The sequence below is a fragment of the Bacillus sp. MMSF_3328 genome (assembly GCF_030733525.1).
Taxonomy (GTDB): Bacteria; Bacillota; Bacilli; order Bacillales; family Cytobacillaceae; genus Bacillus_AB; species Bacillus_AB infantis.
Genome location: NZ_JASHIV010000002.1, coordinates 343,262 through 361,409 on the forward strand (window position 1 = coordinate 343,262; position 18,148 = coordinate 361,409).

Genomic DNA, 18,148 nt, shown 5'->3' on the forward strand with positions numbered 1-18,148 from the left:
TCCCCTGACCCGGCTACCAGAAACAAATGGGTGTGTGTTTTTTAAATGACCATAAGGAGTACTGAATAGCCGGCAAGGCCGATGCAGAAGGCCGCAAAGCTGCTTTCCCGCTCTTCGGGAAGCTCTTCCTTCAGCACATTCAGAACAACTCCTCCGGCCAGGAAAGCGACAAGGATTGAAATGATCAGGTCATGGACTTCCATAAAAGCTCCGATCACCCAGCCGAGCATAATTGCTGCAGTCAGGAGCTTGCGGCCGTATTTGTCATAAACTTCCCGGTGATCCCGCCTTAGCCCCCTGTCATTGGTGATGAAGTGAATGCTTAAAGCTATAAAATAAAAAAACATGCCCCATGGGCTTTCAAATTCCTCACGGATGAGGAGATAGCCGATGATGCTGTTGTAAATAAAAAAAGATCCGATGTGAATCCAGAACACGCCTGCCGAAGTCTGATTTTCCGTCTTGTCTTTCTTCTTCTTTTTAGAAACCTTCACAATCCGTTCAAGGCCATAGAATATCGCCAGCCCGATCATGGCAATCAGATAAATATGATTCTCAATATATTTTCCAGCATCCGTCCCGATCGAATCCTCCAGGCTCTCCTGATAGCCATTCAATTCCGGGAGCAGGTGCAGGAACACATAAGCAACGGCAATGCCGCCGGCTATGGAAAGGATCCTGCTCCTTGGGGTTTCTTCAATAAAATTCATATATTTTGATGAGAAATGGATGAGCGCAAAACCGATGGCAAAAACCATGCTGAGCCAAAAGAGCATAAGATCATTCCTTTTTAAGTTTGATGTCTGTTTCGGGATTGCCGATCTGCCGGGACGGCAGGTTTGCTTGGATCGCGCCGCTGCTGAAAATGTGAATTGGTAGAATATTTTTTGAAATGGTAGATTATCTGCTGAAAACGGTAGATTATCCTGCGAAATGATTGTATTATTTGCTGAATTGATTGAATTAACCGCCGAATAAATTAAAAAGCCAGCTGCACCTATAAAAAATCCCAATAAGATACTAGATTTATCACAAACCACATGCTTCCCGAAGCCTAATATTCCATATCCTGACTCCAGACAGTCTAAACACCCTTCTTAACGCAAAAAAGAGCAGCTTTCTGCCGCCCTTTCACTTCATCTGCCTATTTTACCGGTATCCAGAGCTCAGAATAGCAGTCCGGGCTGTAAGGGTCATCGTCATTGTAGACTTCCAGCTCTGGTGTCCCAGCATGCTCGTACGGGTTGGAAGGAAACCACTCTGAGAAGATTTGCTTCCAGGTATTCTGCATAGCATCAGGCATCTCACCATGCACCTCGAAAACAGCCCATTTGGAGGCAGGAATGATCAGCTCTTCTAATCCTTCCGGCTTCCCGCCTTTGCACTCTGCCGCAATCCAATAGTCCATCTTCGGCTCTCCGGTCTCACCCCTTTTATCGACACAAATTCCAAGAACATGTTCATTCAGCGTAAAAAGGATTTTATTGATGCCGTCTTCATGCACCTGCTTCCACATTTTTGGAATGCCTTTGAAATTCTCACCGTTTTCCATGGAAAATTCCTTTCTGATCCCTGCCGCTGTAAAGCTTTCTTTTTCAATGATTTTGTACTTCATTGGTTCCGCTCCCTTCAAGGTTACCTGTATGACCAGGCGATTATAGGCGTTCAGCTGTCCAGCCTTTTTCCGCGCATCTGTTGGTGTCAGCCCATGCTGGCGGCGGAAGGCTTTCGCGAACGCCTCAGGAGTGTCATAGCCATATTTCAGGGCGATATCGATGACCTTTTCATCTGATGTTGTAAGCTCCTGCGCTGCTAGCGTCAGCCTCCTCTTCCGAAGATATTCTCCAATCGACATATCTGTCAGTACCGTAAATGTCCGCTGAAAATGGAAGGAAGAAGCATTTGCCTCCAAGGCAATATCCTCAATTGAAATATCATCCAGAAGGTGTTCCTCCATATAATCGATCGCTTTCTGAAGCCCCTCAGCCCATCCCATATCGCTCACTCCTTGCTTTTATAGTAGCAGCTGATCATGCTGGCCTCCTGTCAATTCTTGCTCTTTAATGACAGCAATATCTTTTCTGAATCTATTCTATATAAAGTACAGATTTCCCTTTTGCAAGCGTGAAGATTTCTCTCTAGATGGAAGACAAAAGGAGCTTCTGGCTAAGCTCCTTTTGTATTGTTCTACATATTTGCTAATCCGATGAAAAGAGGCTTCAATCTTTTCCTCGCCCTGTACAATCTAGTTTTTACTGTACATGGCTTCAGGTTAAGCATCTCTGCAATCTCTTTTTCCTTCAGTCCCTTGCTTGCTTTGAGGTGCAGGATATCTCTGTAGCCATCCCCTAGAGTATTAATCGCCCGATTGATCTGCGCCTCCATCAGCTGGGCCTCTACCATGCTGTCAACCGCTTCGCTATTAACATTCCCCAGAGCTTCGATTGCCTCTAATTCCATAGGCTGGCAGCTTTTCTTCCGTTCCCTGCGTACAAAATCAATTGCTGTTCTGGCTGCAGTAACAGACAGCCATGCTCCCAGCTTCTCCTTGTCTATAATGGTGTGTGCCTTATTAAGTGCCTTAATGAATGTTTCCTGGACAGCATCTTCGGCTAAATAAGAGTCTCTTGTAATAGAATAGCTGATATGAAAGAGCCTTTTTTTATGAGTTTCATATGAATTTGCTATTTCTGCCCCAGTCATTTTTCCACCCCTCACTCCTCCAATGGCAGTATAAGAATCACCTTGAAAAGATCGCCGTCAGTCCCGATTTCAAGCTCTCCTTCATGTAAATCAATGATCGATTTGGCGATGGCCAGCCCCAGGCCTGATCCATCAGTATGGCGTGATTCATCTCCCCGTTTAAATCTTTCCGACAGCTCTTCTGCGTTATCATTAAGCTCATATTTGGAGACATTCTTGAAAGTGATTTCCGCTTTTCGGCCCGTCTCCCGGATAGAGATATACACACGGCTGTTTTCCAGTGAGTACTTCAGGATATTGCCGATCAGATTATCAAATACCCGCCAGATTTTTTGTCCATCAACCATAGCAGCCAGCGGTTTGTCAGGTTTTGTGACCCGGAAATTCAGGCTTGATCCCTGAATCATTTCATCATATTCTCCTAGGGACTGCTGAAGAAGCTGAACAAGGTCTGCTTTCGTTTTGGCAAGCTCGATATTTCCGCTTGCCATTTTGCTTACTTCAAACAGATCCTCAATCAAAACCTTCAGTCTTTGGGATTTGCGGTCTATGATTTCAAGGTACGCCTTCCTCTCATCCGCCTCGATGCCTTCCTGCTTCAATAGCTCTGTATAAGTGATAATCGACGTCAAAGGAGTCCGGAGATCATGGCTCACATTCGTGATCAGCTCTGTTTTCAGGCGCTCGCTCTTGGCTTCCTGGCTCTGGGAAGTTCTTACCGCTTCCTTTAATAGATTGACATTAGCAGCCAGGTCAGACAAAACAGATCTTCCGGAAACCTCGAGATCCGGACCCAGATTTCCCGAAGACAATTTCTCCGTATATTGGACGATGCGATTAAAATAGCCGATCTTTTTTACAAGGCTCATGGCAATCCGCGTGCCCAGACCAAAGAGAATGATAAGATACACAATGATAAATATTGGATCTATAAGAATGATGATGGAAAGGGCTCCCATGCCAAACACGAGGATGAACATGATGAGCATTTTGGTGCCTGTGCTCCATTGTAAAAAGGCATCTTCCAAAGCTCTTTTGGATTGTGTATAAGCACTTTTGAGAACACTTCCTCCTTCATGGAGAAGACTCTTTTTCCATTCATTTTGGAATCGGTTTCCGTCCCTCACTACAGCTAAAATATAGAAAAACTGCACCAATGCCAATCCCCACAAGAATGTTCCAGCTATAACAAATGCAATCAGCTCCAGCCTGTCATACGGGACTTCTATCCAGTTTCTGACGCAGTCTATAATGACAGGCATACAAAGTGATGCACCCAGGGCAGAAAGCAGGAAAAAGAGAATTCTGGTATCGATCGGCAGCTTATTATAAAAAGGCACCCATTTTCCCATTTCGGTTTTTAATGCCGCAGATCTGCGCGTGACCATTATCCAGAGAAGGAAAGCAGCCATACCAGCGGCAGCCATAATTCCAAGTACCAATTGATTTAGCTTATAAGCTTGGCTTTCATAATAAAATGAATTTGAAGGCCCTATACTGGAGGCAACAGCAATTTTCCCTTCATAATCGCCAATGGCATTCAGAAGGGGATCAATCATTTCAGTTTCATGGGGCAGAGTATAGAAAAATGAATCTGGCCCCACGTAAAAATTTGTTGCAAACTGCACTTCATCTCCACGGAAATACTCTTCTGCTGTCTCACCGCTTTTTAAATCAACATTTGTAACTACCTTTCCATTCTGGTCATTTTTAAAATAATACAGAAAGTTCTTTTTAACCGTTTGATATTCTTCCCGGTACTGTTCCCTTTGTTTGAAAAGCGCTTCAAGCCTTTCTTCCTTTTCCTTGACCACCTTAGGCCTGACATGGTCATCACTTTGAAAATTCTTTGTAATGTCAGCGATTTTTTCATCTCTTTCCTTGATAAAACCTTCTTCTGCTTCAATATTTCCGGAATCGGCCGCACCCATAATGACAGCTTCGTACTGTGCGTTGATATTATCTATCTGTGCCGGCAGGGAACCGTATCTCGTCCGATGTTCCTCAATTTCAGCGTCTGATACCGTTATGGCCTCTTTGGCTTCCGCTAAGTTAAGATCATGCAGCTCAAACATGCTTAAATATCCGGCTGCTTCATTAACTGAATACATGAAAGAATCTGAATGAAAAAAATCACGATGAGAATAATTGCTTGCTAAAAGAAAAGCTGAAAGCACCCCATTGATGAAAATGGTGAACAAAAGTGCCCATACGCCAATCATCAGCCTACCTTTCCATCTTGTATCCAACTCCCCAAACCACCTTTAAATATCTTGGATTTTTTGCATCGATCTCTATCTTTTCCCGTATTTTCCTGATATGTACGGCAACCGTATTTTCTGCATTATAGCCCGGTTCCTTCCAGACCAGTTCATAGATCTCCTGGATGGAAAATACCCGGCCGGCATTAAGCATGAGCAGCTCTACTATTTTATATTCTATCGGTGTAAGCTTAACAGGCTCGCCATTGACCTTGACTTCCTTTGTTTCCTTTTCAAGCGTCAGGCCATTCAGATCCACGACTTTTCTGATGCCTTCAAACGTCCCGAATGACACATATCTTCTCAGCTGTGACTTAACCCTTGCGACCAGTTCCATAGGATTGAAAGGCTTGGTTACATAGTCATCAGCCCCGACCTGCAGCCCCAGGATTTTGTCGGTATCCTCGCTTTTCGCGCTCAGGATGATAATCGGGATATTCTTTTTCTCCCTGATTTTATAAGTTGCTGAAATGCCGTCCAGATTCGGCATCATCACATCCAGGACGATCAGATGGACCTGGTGTTCATTGAGCATCTCGAGCGCTTCAATACCATCGCCCGCCTTCAGCACCGTAATTCCTTCGTTTTTTAAATAAATTTCAATCGCGTCCCGGATCTCTTTTTCATCATCTACCACAAGTACATTATAATTTTCCATTCCCCTATTCCTACCTTCTTAGCAGCTGCTTATATATCTATCATAAAGAGCAAATCTTAATATTCCTTTTATAAATATCTTAAGATTTTCTTAATATTGGATGTTGCTTCCACTATTGTATACTAGAAACCTAGCGGTGAAAGCAGCGAATAGAAAAAAGCCGCCGGGAGGCAGCTTAAGTGAAAGATAACGTATATAAGGTGAAAGCAAGTTCCTCCAGTGACTAATTGATCATGATTTCCGTTTATGGTGAAAATGGGCCCCTTTCGCTGGGCTGCTGTATATCTTTGAAATAGGATTTAAGGCTGGCCTTTAAAGCAATAAAAAAGCTTTACATGTTTTTGGGAAGTGATTCTGCTCCTAACACTGTTTTTCTATTTTCACGAAATAGCGGTTCCAGCTCCTCCGGCTAGGACCACTATTTTTCTATTTACATCATATAGTGGTTCCAGCTCCTCCGGCTAATACTACTATTTTTCTTTTAAAATAGTGGTTCCAGCCACTCTGCTTGTAATCACTATCCCTCTTTCTTACAAAATTCCCCTTACATTTCCTCCTTCCGGCCTCGCTACCCTGCCTTCCGCAAGCGGTCTCAGCACTTCCATAATGACTTGGACAACGCTTCTCCTTAATACTTCAAGGTTCCCGAATCCTTCGTTTCCCGGTACAGGCGCTCCGCTTTTGCACTGAATACGAGATATAAGATGAGCATGGCCGGAAGAACCAGCCAGGAAGCTCCTCTCATCAGTGCGAAGGGGGTCTCGAATAGAAACGCTGACCAGAAGCGGGCGCCTTCTTTTTCCCATAATCCCGGTGTAAAATAAAGCTCTTTGATATTCAGCAAAGCCATCGGTTCTATCGCGTCTGTAACGATCAGAGCGGTCAGGATAGGCAGGAAAGTCCAAAACAAAGTAAGATACATCTTTGACATGCGCTTGTACCGCCCAGCTTTTGAATCGGCATCAGAGAAGATATCTGCTTCAGCTTCAGATGAAGCCTGTATAAAGTACTGAGATCCTGAGGTTTTAGTTCCCGATATATGTTCCCATCCGCTGTCCCTAAAGAGCATCAGGTAATCATCGAAGTCGCCCTGCGAGGAAAATTGCCTGAAATCTATTTTATAATTAGCTCTTACTGGTTTTGCTTTGCGGAACCGGTATCCAAATGTCTTGGACTCAAGCAGAAATCCTTTGCCTGCCATCTTATTAAGCCAAAGCGCTTCTTTATCAAAATCAAAGAACCATTTGAACTTCCTCATTCTGTTCTCCTCCTATTCTTTTAACGCTTCCTCCGTGATCCTGGTCATGTGCTGCATTCTTTGATAATCCAGGAGCAGCATTTCCTTTCCTTTATCGCTAATGACGAATACCTTCCGCCTGCTGTCATCGCTTTTAACAGGCTGAATGAATTTCAGCTTCTGCAGATTTTCCAATGCTCCATACAATGTACCTGCAGCCATCCTGACTTCCCCGCCGCTCAGCTCTTCTACCTTCTGAAGGATAATGTAGCCGTGTGCCGGTTCGAGCAATGATAATAAAATATAATAAACCGTTTCTGTAAGCGGGAGATGCTTAGCTCTTTTCATATTGCCCTCCTCTTTATTCAGTTCAACTGTATAGTTTTATTTTATACAGTCAAACTGAATAATTCAACTGTATACTTACCTATTTTTCCATAAAACAGGAAAACCACCACAACCTGCAGAAAACATACTTAGTGACTGACAGAAAGGAGGAAACAAATTGACAAAACTCACTTCTATTCAGGGCTGGCTGGCACCACATTCAATCGAATGGTATGAACAGCTCGGCAAATTGGAAGGAAAATATCTGTATCCTTGGGATTCTTTCATTAATGAGCCGAATGGAGAATCTATATTTGACAGCGAGGCTGAAGAATTGTCGGTCAATCAGAAAGTTCTTGACGTGGGGTGCGGGGAAGGCCGTTTTACCATGCACTTTGCCTCATTTGCCAAGGAAATTGTGGGGGTTGATGCATCAGAGGCGTTCATCATGGAAGGGCATCGACAGCGGATGCCTAATGTATCTTTTATCAATGCAAATACAAAAAGCGGCCTGCCATTTGCCAATAAGGAGTTTGATTTTGCCTATATTAGAAAAGGACCCACTTCTGCTTACCCTCTTTTAAAGAGAGCGGTGAAAGACGGCGGGCATATCCTGGGCCTTCATCCGGGCGACAGTCAGGGCCGGGAATTGCCTGGTTTGTTTCCGGTTCTATTTGAAGAAAAAACGGGTACTCCCATTCTAAAAGGACTGGAGAATCGTGCAGAGAATTCCAATTTTACGAATGCGACAATTGAAGAGGTGACCAGTATTGAATATCTCAAGTCACCGCAGGACGTCATAAACCTGGCCTGTTTCGGACAGCTGCCATCTATAACAGCATTCGTTAAGGAAAAATACGGCTCTGAAATCACCAGGATTTTCAATCAGTATGCAGCTTCCAGAGGATTGGCCATTACTCATTCCAGATATATCGTCCGGGCAGCTGTTTAAAGCAAGGAAAAAAATGACCTGTTCTCTCCCTAAAGAAAGCACAGGTCATTCATAGCTTATCTTGTAAAAGACTCCCTCATCCTGTCTGCGGCCCATCTCTTAATCATCCCTTTAGGGGAAGAGCTGTTTTTCAAGGTTTGCACACGCCAATACATAGGCGGGTGGGGCATGAACTGAAATTCAATGAGGCGCCATATAAGCTTGTCGCGTTTAAGCGAGGAGATGACTCTCCTTTTTTCATCTTTTGCTGCACGGTATTCGGCTGACTGATTGACTTCATGATCCTGCCTTTCTGCCAGATCTGCAAGCCCGCCAGCCATTTGGCTATATCCTCCCTCAAGAAGCTGTGCCCCGAGCTGGTCTGCTCTTACTTCCATCCACTGGGAAATAAAAGATTGATAGATAGGCAGAAACATCATAAGGAGCCAGACGCCAATAAAAACCGGAACAGGATATTCAGTAATATCAGGAACCCTGTCTAAAAGAAGCCATGCACATAATGCCAGCATCAAAAAATAGGCAATCCTCCAGATTTGCGACCAGAGTACATCCCGCTTCTTAACATGTATGGCTTCGTGGGCAAGAATGCTTTCTATGCTTGATGGGGGCAGAGATAATGTAGCTGTTGTTATTGTTACCATCCCTCGTCCAATATTCATGCCAGTGGCAAGGCCATTATATTGCGGAGAGTCAGTTTCATATACCTTTACTCCCGGAATCCCCGCCTTTGCAAAAATCCTCTCAGCCATCTGCCTGATTTCTGCATTTTGAATTTCCTTTGCATCCATCGCTATTTTCAAAACTCTATCAGACAGGTATAAATTGATGAGCCAATACAGGAAAGCTGAGGCTGCAATGACCCAGGAATTCACCTCCAGGAAATAGAGGATAAGAATGATCGATGTGTATGCTGAGATTCCCTTGACTGTGACCGCATAGTAAAGCTTTCCCGCCAGCCGCTTCAAATTTTTCCAGTGGTAAAGAGGAAGAACAGCTGCAGCTTCTTTTCCTGTTTGACATTCCGGATAGCAGCTGATCATTTCTTTCAGCCTGTCTGTATCGGCTATATTGAGGTAGATCGTTTCATTTGCAGACCCTAAACGCTGAACTTGCCCCAGACTAGTTGTAAAATCGCTGTTTGAAGTAAATAGAGTCAGCAGGGGGTGAAGCCTCAGAATATCTGCCGCTTCTTCTTCCCTGTATTCTTTCAAAGCATACAGAGGCAGCTCTCTGCAATCGAGCCTGGAAACAATGAACAGCATATTGTTTTCTTCAGAAAAATAGATTCTTAAAGTAACAAAGACTATTACACGTTTTCCCAGTTCTGCCCAGGCAGCTATTAGGCCGAAAAGGAGAAATACCTTAAGCGGACTGGCCTCAGGACCAAATATCAGAAACAAAATGGCACCCAGAAAGACGGCCAGGCTGATTAGAATATCAGTCCAGATTCTAGCTGCATTCCGGCTGACTATCCATTCTTCAGCTTCAATCCGGCCCAACTCCTCTTTCAGCTCCCTGTACTTTCTATAGCCGGTTCCAGCCAGAAAAAGGGAGAAATAGGCAGTGGAAAGAAGGGAAATCAGCAGAAGGCTATCCAGAAATCCATTTTTATAAATCATCCAGCCGATAAAAGCAGCAGCCAGCAGGATTTCAGCGGCAGCTGCCCATTTTCGGTGATTAATCCCGATCAGCAGACCGATTCCGGCAATGGCAAATCCCCAAAATATCGGGAACATCATTTCAGTTATACTAGGCAGCATGATTCTCCTCCTTTAGCTGACAGGCTCCATGTCTTCAAGTTCCTTAATGACTTCCTCTTTGCTTAAATCAGGATGTTCAATCATCAGCACATAGCGGAGTCCCTCTTCATCCCAGCTGATCATGCGGAGTTCTTTCTCAAAAGAACCAGCTGTATTCCTTACAGTGACTTCCTCTCCGCCAGGATCCATATCCTCTCCTTCAGGAACCGGGAATGTTGAAATGCTGTAGCTCGGTATATCGTCTTTGGAATAATAGGCAGTCACCTCGGTCCGTGCCAATTCTCCGCCAAGCTCTGTCCATTCAATTCTCTCTAAGCTTTCTTCCAGGATCAGGATTGGCCTGCCCAGCTTTTCTGCAGCCTGCTCTGCAGTGCCCTCAGTTGCTTCCATACTGGAATCGATCGATACGATCTCAACATCTTCTGGCAGATTTGCCTTAAATTCATCAGCTGCAAAATCCGGGGAAAAATCAACACTTTCATAGATTACTTCTGATCGGTTATCCCCTGAATTGGAAACTGACTTTATCGGAAACCATGTTTTTTTGTCAACCCAGAATTCCATATCGCCAAGCAGGTTTTCCTTTGACTTGGCATTTATTTTCAAATGATAAACATCCCTTCCGATCATCTCTTCTTCACCGGCCACTTCATATGAATGCGTGCCGCTGAGATTTTCAAGCATACCGGTGATCTGCTCTTTTTGCGTCATAGCAGCTGGAAGCTCAGCTCCACTGATATCTATTGATTGTGCCGTATTGCTTCCTTCCTCATAGCTGATGAGCTGTTTGCCGTCATTGATGGCAATGAACCGCATTCCATTTTCTCCGCTGTTCTCCATGATGATTTTCCTTTTTCCGTCTTTGTCTGCATATTCTTCAAAAGACGCATCCTCGGTGAGTTCACCATCACTATAAATCTTGTAAGATCCTTTTCCAAAATAAGCTGCAGGTTCTTTTCCGGACTCCAGTACATTGGAAACGATCTCATCTGAAGAAACATTGATGCTTCCGCTGCAGCCTGATAGAATCATGACCGCTGCACCTGCTGCTGTTATCATCTTTTTAAATCTCATTCTTGGTTTCCTTCCTTTCTCTAATCCAGCAGGCAAAAAGGGTTCCATCACCTTCACTGGACCATACACTGATTTTTCCTTCATGCTGCTCCATCAGCATTTTGCTGATGCTCAGCCCGATACCGGAGCTCCCTCCACGAGCCCTTGAATCTTCACCCTGGACAAATGGGAGAAAGATAGTCTTCTGCAGCTGTTCCGGGATATAGCTTCCTTCATTTTGTACCAGAAGTACTGCTCCACCTTTTCTCCACTTTTCCAGTTCATTTCTAAATGGAGAGTAAACAGCTTCAGGCAGTGATTCATTTGCAGAGACAGCAGCTGCCAGGATGGTGCCGCCTTCACCGGTATGCCGGATGGCGTTTGCCATTAGATTATCAGCTATCCTTAGCATTTGGCTTGCATTCAGGCTGTATATCCCGCTGACCTTTGTTTCCACTTGCAGACTGATTCCTTTTTTTAGGCAGGGCTCTTCATATCCGGCCAATAGATATTCAAAAAACTCTTCACCTTCCACCTCTGCCAGTTCAATTTTTTTCTGGCCGGTCTGCAGGGATGCATAAAGGGCGAGATCATCGATCAGCTGCTTCATGTAGCCGAGCTTCTCCAGCAGTATTTCTTTATATTCACTGCTTTCCTCTGCACTTAATGGCCGGCTGCCAGTCAATGCTTCTGCATAAGCCTGGATAACAGTGAGCGGCGTTTTCATATCATGTGACAATGCTGCTAAAATAAATTCCTTTTCCTTCTGCTGCTGTACGATTTCCTCCTGGGACTTCTCCAGCTGAGTTTTCATCTGATAAAAGCCTTCGTAAAGTGCACCAATTTCATCTCCTGCAGTCTGTTCTTTTTCTATTGGCATTCCGCCGGCAAAACGCTCCATCTGGTTTTCAAGCCGCTGCAGGGGCCGATTCAGCTTTCGGTTTATCACGAGCGCTGCTGCCGCATACACTGCCAGCAGGAAGACGGCTAATGATGCCCCATAAAGGAGGGTGCGGTTTTCAACGCCTTTCATCCAGGTCTGCCGGGCAAAGGTGACCTCATAAATCCCTATCAAGTTGCCATCAGCAAATACCGGTTTTTTCACCACATAAGATATCATGTTTTTTTCCATTTCATGGAGCCCTTTATACAGATCTTCCGGCCTCCTCTGCTGGAGCCTGTTCACTGACAGGTCTTCAAGGGAGGAAAAAAGAGAGACTCCATCCGGGCGGTAAAGAGAAATTTTGAGCTTATCGCTGGATAGCTGTTTGATCTGTTCGTACCGGCTGGCCGGCTGGATCTGATAAAGATCATTGTTATCCAGTTTGGGGCTGAGCTCCTGCATTGTTTGCTGCACTTCCATGTATTCAGTAATATCTCTTTGTTTGTCCCACTCAGATATGCTCGAGTACAGCAGAAAAAGAAACAGCAGAGGAAGCAGCATCACGGCGAGATAACTGATTCTGAGCCAGGTTTTAATTTTCATCCTTATCTTCTCCAATGAAACGGTAGCCGGAACCCCAAACCGTCTGTATAAAAACAGCTGACCTGGAAGTATCCTTCAGCTTGCTGCGCAGGCTTTTGATATGCACGGTTACCGTATTGCTTGCAGAAATATCCTCCTGTTTCCAGATCATTTCAAGCAGAGCTTCTTTCGAAAAAGTTTCAAAAGGATTTTTAGCCAGGAGATGCAGCAGCTCATATTCCTTTGCAGTCAGATTCAGCAATTGACCGTCCAAGTGAACCGCTTTTTGAGAAAAGTCGATTGAAAGGCCATTATGATAGACATTCACCTTGCTGGTATCATTTACTCCCTGATATCTTCTGTACCTGCGTAAATGGGAGGTAATTCTGGCACTCAGCTCTTCAAGGCTGAACGGCTTTGTGATATAATCATCCGCTCCCAGGTTAAAGCCTTTCACCTTGCTTTCATCTTCTGACCTTGCACTGATGATCAGCATTGGAATTTCATGCGTCTTCCGGATGGTCCGCAGCAGCGTGAAACCGTCCAGCTCAGGAAGCATTAGATCGACAAGCACAAGATCAAAGGCCTCTGCAGCAAATTCCTCCAGCCCCTCTTTTCCGGTAGATGCCCATGCCACACTGAAACCATCCTTCCGTAAATAATCACTAATGATTTTGGCGATCTGCCCATCATCCTCCACGAGCAGCAGTCTTGCTTGCTTTGCCATATGTCCCTCCCCTTCCAGTCCATTATAGAAAATGATACCTGTATCTAAGAAAACTTTATAAACACTTCATAATTTCAAAAAAAAATAAAACTGCCAGGCCCGTTCCCAGCAGTTCAATTTCAAACCATCATTTACCTTTTATTCTAATTATTATATTGATATATTACAACACTATTAATTCTGTTTAAAAAGGGATTCGCCCCTTTTTGCAGAAAGTAGTATATAAAGGAGTGGTTCAGTGAAACCGGGAGAATTATATATTATGAAAGGTAGCGGCGGAAATTATAGTCTCGTCAGATTGGCCAAGGGAATTTATATGGGGAGCAAGAAAATGAAAAATCTTATAACAGAAGATTATTATGTTGATTTTCAATGCCTTTCTCCTGTGGAACAAAAAAACCAGGTTCAATCTCTTGAGGCGGACATATTTTTTAATAATGGCATCCATGTGTCTCCAATAGCAGCATGCGGAGAATGCGGTCAGAAGGTAATAGCCTCTGAATCTGATATTTGTACACGCTGCGGCACGATTTTCTGCCATACACATTCATGCAGCTGTTAATTGACGGCAGATGGGCCCACCCAATGGGACCATCTTTTTTTCGGTAAAAAAATATTTTCCTGGACTTGACCGGTCAGCCAGCTTCTCCACACAATTCCCCTGCATTTTTCTCCAGATACCGTAGCGTTTCAGCTACATCTGCCAAATACCGCCAAGCACTGCCATAAATAGACATAAATGCTTATCGATTGTGGCGGAATTACCTGTTAATATTAGAGTAAGAATTCAATAGGGGATCCTTCAGACTTTTCTTAGTCCCATCCCATCTTGCTGGATAGGAGGAATTAGGATGACCACAAAAAAAGAAATCCGGAATATGCTTTTGAATCTTATGTATTACAGGGATTGTGACATAACCCATATCTTTACGGAGCGGAATTTGCGTATGGAGGTCAGTTTTCTAAAAGAAAGCTACTGTTATTCTCTGATGGTTTCCGTGCCTGTTGAGTCTGTATTCAATCAGCGGACCTTGAGTTTTCAATCAATCGATTATGCAGCTGGTGCCATTGAACAGATCCTTTTTAATAATGACAACCCGAGCCCCTTTATTTTCGACCCTTCATCTGATGACCTGCCCATTACTCCTGCCGCCGAACCTATTTCCATCACGATTAAAGGATGTTAAGAAAAAAAGCACCGCTGACGCGATGCCAATTGCTTTACTAATTCAATCTGAACCTGCTTACTGATTCATTAAGCTCTTCTGCCATTTTCGCGAGCGATGCAGCTGATTCTGACATTTCATCCATGGATGCAAGCTGTTCTTCGGTTGAAGCAGAAACCTCCTGGGTGCTCGAAGCCGACTCCTCGGCTGCAGCAGCTATATCATCGATCGCCCGTACAATATGTTCGGCTCCTGCTGCAAGCTGCTGCACGGCGGCTGAAACCTCTTCGATCTGTGCTGTGACCCCTGATACAGAGTCCCCAATCTCTTTAAAACTCCCGCCTGCTTCCTCAACTGCAGATATTCCCCTTTCGACTTCCTTGCCTGCATCGGCCATCGAAGAAATGGCTTTTCCGGTATCCCGCTGAATGGCGGCAATAATACCGGATATTTGCTGCGCAGAATCTGCTGACTGCTCGGCAAGCTTCCTGACTTCGTCGGCGACTACTGCAAATCCTTTTCCAGCCTCACCAGCCCGCGCTGCTTCAATTGCTGCATTCAATGCAAGCAAATTGGTCTGATCCGCTATCCCGGTAATAGCCTCTATAATATGCGTAATATCATGTGACCGCTGTCCAAGCTTTTTAATAACCTCTTCCAGCCCTGCAAAGGTTTCATGAATAGAACTCATTTGTTCGATTGCAGAACCGATCGCCTTGCCGCCCTCTGCTGACAGGCTGACTGCACCAGCGGCAGTCTCGGAAACAGCAGCCGCATTATCTGCGATTTGCTTTACACCGGCAGACATGCGCCCTACTGTAATAGAAGCCTGCTCTACCGATTGCACCTGTTTATCAGAACCTGACGCCACGTTATTCATGGCAGCGGCAATCTGTCTTCCTGCAGCCCCTGACTGCTCTGCCCCTGCTGTCAGCTGTTCGGCCGAAGCTGCCACCTGTTCGGCATTTTCTGCAGTATCTTGGATAACTTTCCTCAAATTATGTGCCATCAGATTAAAAGAATCTGCCAATAGGCCGATTTCATCTTTGTTCCGGACGTTCAGCTTCCGGACTGCCAGGTTTCCGCCTGCAATTTCCTTTGCTTCAGCCGCAAGAAGCTTAACAGGCCTGGTAATGGTTCTTCCTGTCAGGATAGCGGCCAGGATGCCTATAAGGATGGCCGCAAATCCGATTAAGGAGACGGCAAGCATAATCCCTGCGGAATCCTTAGACACAGCAGACTGCCCATCTGCCATCAGCTCTTCCTGGTATAGGGACAGCTCTTTAACCTTCTTGTTAAAATTCTCCACGATCTGCTGTTTGGATACAAGTATCTCCAGCTGTTCCGTTTCTCCCTGCTGCTTTAGTTGAAAAACAGACTGGGAAAAAAGATAATATTGCAGTTCAAGTTTATTTAGGTCCTTAAATAATTCCTTCGATTTTTCCCGTTTGATTGTGGATTGAAGCTCCTTGCTTAATTTTAGATAGGCAGAGTGACCTTCCTCAAACTGCTTCAAATACTTCTCTTCGCCAAGTGCCAGGTAGCTGCCCTGATTGCTCTGCTGTTCTGCAATATTAATGTTAAGCTCTTTGATTTTCACTAGCTTTGCAGCCCGGTCATCTATCAGCTCTGAATATTGGCTGTCGATTGATTTAATTTGCGTAATACTGATCACCGACATCGCTGCCAGCAGTATAAGCACGCCAGAAAACCCCGCAAACAGCTTTCTCCCGATTGTCATTCTCATTAAGCTCCCTCTCTCTCTGTTGTCAGCTCGTTCATATGACTTATCGGCAGATTTTGCAGGTTTTTCAGTTAATGTGCTGAATTCGAACTATTCAGTTATTGAAGTAAATTCTAAGCCTGTTTTTCAACAGTGCGGACCTCTGCATTCCCTGCATTATTAGATTCTTTTTTCAAATTCCCTGATGATCTCATCTTCTTTATCATAATTAAAATTTTCCGCAGCTTGTTCTGCAGGCGAATTGTTAAGCTCCCATTCAATTGTCTTTTGAAGCCCTTCCCCGAATGAAATGCGTTCTTTATAGCCCAGTTCATTTCTTATCTTATCGGATGAAAGATCAATACTCTGCCTGGCATTTATGCCTAAGGGAAGCTGCCCTTCCTCCACCTCCACTACTGAGCCTTGCCAGCCCACCGCTTCTGCAATCCTGCTGACCCATTCTCTTTCCGAAAAATTATTTTCTGCGACATTATAAATTTTTCCGGCAGCCTTGGGGTTTTCGATAGCCGCTGCAATGGCATGGGCGACATTCTCAACATATCCCCTGCAGGTCTTCCACCGGCTGTGAACTTCATCTAATAATATATACGGCCTCTTATCTGCCATTCTCTTAATATATTGATAAAGTCTGTGCTGTCTGTCACCTGGCCCATACACCATTGGAAGCCTCAGGACTGTGCCTTTCAGCTTTTCGCTTTTCATATAGACTTTTTCTACGGGAATTTTGTCATAATGATAATAAAAGTGTTCCTCACTTACATTTTCTCTATAGGGATAAAGCTTTTCCCTCAATGGAGAATCTTCTTTGGATGGTGCAGGAACCGGTTCTCCCGGCTCCGTTCCGAGCAGCCGGCCAAAACTCCGGTACACATCTGCACTGCTGATGGCCACAAGCCGTTCTGCTGTTCCCTCAAAAATTCCCCTCACAGTCTCAGCATGCTTTTCAGTAAACGGAATCATATCAAGGACTATATCTGGACGGAAGCCTCTTAGCTCATCTTTATGATGAGTGATATCATTGATATCTCCCTTAAAGCGGATTATATCCTCCGGCATGGATACTTCAGTCTGCCCTCTGTTAAAAACTGCAACACTATGGCCTTTTTGATTAAGCTCTTCTATCACATACGGCCCCATAAATTTTGTACCGCCAATGATTAATACCTTCATTTGATGGCCCCCATTATGATAACTCTTTTATCATATAAACCTGCTTTACGGCAGGAGTAAATCCTATACCTGACAAAAGTTCATACGTTTCTCTGTTGTCCTTAACAGGAAAGTTAGGTATGACTCTTCGAATTTCATCACTGAAGTCCCCAAAAATTTCAGTCAGCAGAAAGGTGATGATTTCCTGCCAATCTTTTCTTCCTGGGTCAGCTTGAATTTGGAACAAAGTGGTTGCAGCATGCCTTCCTTCAGCTGTGAAACCTTTACGGAAGACAGCATAGCCAGCTGCACTTCCGTTATCCAATGCAATCAGAGCCTCGCCATCCTTTGCATTCTGCCAGGAAGTCTGCCATGGGGCAGTTCCTTTGTAGAAGCTCAGCGAGGAAGCCTCCTGGGGATAAACATACTCTGCAAGATAAGAATGCTGGTTATTCAATCTGACAGGATTTTGCTCCAGGCAGCCTTTCAGCTCCAAATATTCCAGACTATCAGCTTTCTGGTAGCCCAGTTTTTCATAAAGGGCAATTGCCTTGCTGTTCTCGCTGATTGCCTCAAGCGTGGCAAGCTGGACGCCTTCCTCTTTGTATATTTTAATAGATTCATCAATCAGCATGCGTCCGACCCCTTTGCTGCGCCAGGCAGCAGCAACACCTGTGCCGCCATTCCAGGCAATCTTCCTTCCCCTGCATTCCCGGATGCCGCTTTTTACAATCCCGATCGGCTTTCCTTCCGCAAAAGCGACAATAGACAAATCCGGCGACAGTCCTTCAGCTGCCATCCGTGCAACAAACTTTTCCGGTGTTGTCGATGCATCAAAGAAATATCCTTCAAACCCTTTGTTCCATGCCGTCACTGCTTCATTTATACTGCAATCCGACAAGCGCCTTATTTCAATCATTACTTTTCTCCTTTGAAGAAAGCTATT

Annotated in this window: 16 protein-coding genes; 2 read left to right on the forward strand and 14 right to left on the reverse strand. The window is 44.5% G+C overall.

Annotated features, from left to right (window positions below; genetic code table 11):
* Nucleotides 1-41 precede the first annotated feature (41 nt).
* From RBB45_RS05415 to RBB45_RS05445, 7 genes are all read right to left on the reverse strand, one after another.
* The gene (locus tag RBB45_RS05415) at nucleotides 42-776 is read right to left on the reverse strand and encodes a membrane protein (protein ID WP_009793326.1); all 735 of its coding nucleotides are present in this window, start codon (nucleotides 774-776) and stop codon (nucleotides 42-44) included.
* A 368-nt stretch (nucleotides 777-1,144) separates the two neighbouring features.
* Nucleotides 1,145-1,996: an effector binding domain-containing protein gene (locus RBB45_RS05420; protein ID WP_306009198.1), complete on the reverse strand. Its 852-nt coding sequence runs from the start codon at nucleotides 1,994-1,996 to the stop codon at nucleotides 1,145-1,147.
* A 191-nt stretch (nucleotides 1,997-2,187) separates the two neighbouring features.
* Nucleotides 2,188-2,703: an RNA polymerase sigma factor gene (locus RBB45_RS05425; protein ID WP_248138775.1), complete on the reverse strand. Its 516-nt coding sequence runs from the start codon at nucleotides 2,701-2,703 to the stop codon at nucleotides 2,188-2,190.
* 11 nt (nucleotides 2,704-2,714) lie between these two features.
* Nucleotides 2,715-4,952 carry a sensor histidine kinase gene (locus RBB45_RS05430; protein ID WP_306009199.1) on the reverse strand — a complete coding sequence of 746 codons (2,238 nt, stop codon included), beginning with the start codon at nucleotides 4,950-4,952 and terminating at the stop codon, nucleotides 2,715-2,717.
* Nucleotides 4,930-5,622, reverse strand: a complete 693-nt coding sequence (locus tag RBB45_RS05435) for a response regulator transcription factor (protein ID WP_009793320.1) — start codon at nucleotides 5,620-5,622, stop codon at nucleotides 4,930-4,932. The genes RBB45_RS05430 and RBB45_RS05435 overlap by 23 nt, the downstream gene beginning before the upstream one ends.
* 628 nt (nucleotides 5,623-6,250) lie before the next feature.
* Nucleotides 6,251-6,880: a DUF2812 domain-containing protein gene (locus tag RBB45_RS05440; protein ID WP_009793318.1), complete on the reverse strand. Its 630-nt coding sequence runs from the start codon at nucleotides 6,878-6,880 to the stop codon at nucleotides 6,251-6,253.
* Between the two features lie 12 nt (nucleotides 6,881-6,892).
* Nucleotides 6,893-7,207, reverse strand: coding sequence for a PadR family transcriptional regulator (locus RBB45_RS05445; RefSeq protein WP_306009200.1), 315 nt, complete (start codon nucleotides 7,205-7,207; stop codon nucleotides 6,893-6,895).
* Nucleotides 7,208-7,364: 157 nt separating this feature from the next.
* On the opposite strand from RBB45_RS05445, the gene RBB45_RS05450 reads away from it, so the two are divergent.
* Nucleotides 7,365-8,138, forward strand: a complete 774-nt coding sequence (locus RBB45_RS05450) for a class I SAM-dependent methyltransferase (RefSeq protein WP_306009201.1) — start codon at nucleotides 7,365-7,367, stop codon at nucleotides 8,136-8,138.
* Between the two features lie 56 nt (nucleotides 8,139-8,194).
* On the opposite strand, the gene RBB45_RS05455 is transcribed toward RBB45_RS05450, so the two are convergent.
* Genes RBB45_RS05455 through RBB45_RS05470 form a run of 4 tightly spaced genes read right to left on the reverse strand, consistent with a single transcriptional unit; the run spans nucleotide 8,195 to nucleotide 13,143 of the window.
* Nucleotides 8,195-9,898 carry a M56 family metallopeptidase gene (locus tag RBB45_RS05455; protein ID WP_306009202.1) on the reverse strand — a complete coding sequence of 568 codons (1,704 nt, stop codon included), beginning with the start codon at nucleotides 9,896-9,898 and terminating at the stop codon, nucleotides 8,195-8,197.
* A 12-nt stretch (nucleotides 9,899-9,910) separates the two neighbouring features.
* Complete coding sequence (locus tag RBB45_RS05460) at nucleotides 9,911-10,972, reverse strand: LolA family protein (RefSeq protein ID WP_253617183.1); 1,062 nt, start codon at nucleotides 10,970-10,972, stop codon at nucleotides 9,911-9,913.
* Complete coding sequence (locus RBB45_RS05465; protein WP_306009203.1) at nucleotides 10,962-12,437, reverse strand: HAMP domain-containing sensor histidine kinase; 1,476 nt, start codon at nucleotides 12,435-12,437, stop codon at nucleotides 10,962-10,964. Before RBB45_RS05465 ends, RBB45_RS05460 begins: the two co-directional genes overlap by 11 nt.
* Nucleotides 12,427-13,143, reverse strand: a complete 717-nt coding sequence (locus RBB45_RS05470) for a response regulator transcription factor (RefSeq protein WP_129612633.1) — start codon at nucleotides 13,141-13,143, stop codon at nucleotides 12,427-12,429. Before RBB45_RS05470 ends, RBB45_RS05465 begins: the two co-directional genes overlap by 11 nt.
* A gap of 851 nt (nucleotides 13,144-13,994) precedes the next feature.
* Here RBB45_RS05470 and RBB45_RS05475 point away from each other — a divergent pair.
* Nucleotides 13,995-14,330 (forward strand): hypothetical protein, encoded by a 336-nt coding sequence (locus RBB45_RS05475; RefSeq protein WP_009793310.1) that lies wholly within the window; start codon nucleotides 13,995-13,997, stop codon nucleotides 14,328-14,330.
* Between the two features lie 37 nt (nucleotides 14,331-14,367).
* On the opposite strand, the gene RBB45_RS05480 is transcribed toward RBB45_RS05475, so the two are convergent.
* The 3 genes from RBB45_RS05480 to RBB45_RS05490 form a co-directional block, all read right to left on the reverse strand.
* The gene (locus RBB45_RS05480) at nucleotides 14,368-16,056 is read right to left on the reverse strand and encodes a methyl-accepting chemotaxis protein (RefSeq protein ID WP_129612630.1); all 1,689 of its coding nucleotides are present in this window, start codon (nucleotides 16,054-16,056) and stop codon (nucleotides 14,368-14,370) included.
* Nucleotides 16,057-16,212: 156 nt separating this feature from the next.
* The gene (locus RBB45_RS05485; protein WP_306009204.1) at nucleotides 16,213-17,223 is read right to left on the reverse strand and encodes an SDR family oxidoreductase; all 1,011 of its coding nucleotides are present in this window, start codon (nucleotides 17,221-17,223) and stop codon (nucleotides 16,213-16,215) included.
* Between the two features lie 13 nt (nucleotides 17,224-17,236).
* On the reverse strand, nucleotides 17,237-18,121 hold the full coding sequence (locus tag RBB45_RS05490; RefSeq protein WP_306009205.1) for a GNAT family N-acetyltransferase: 885 nt from the start codon (nucleotides 18,119-18,121) through the stop codon (nucleotides 17,237-17,239).
* Nucleotides 18,122-18,148 lie beyond the last annotated feature (27 nt).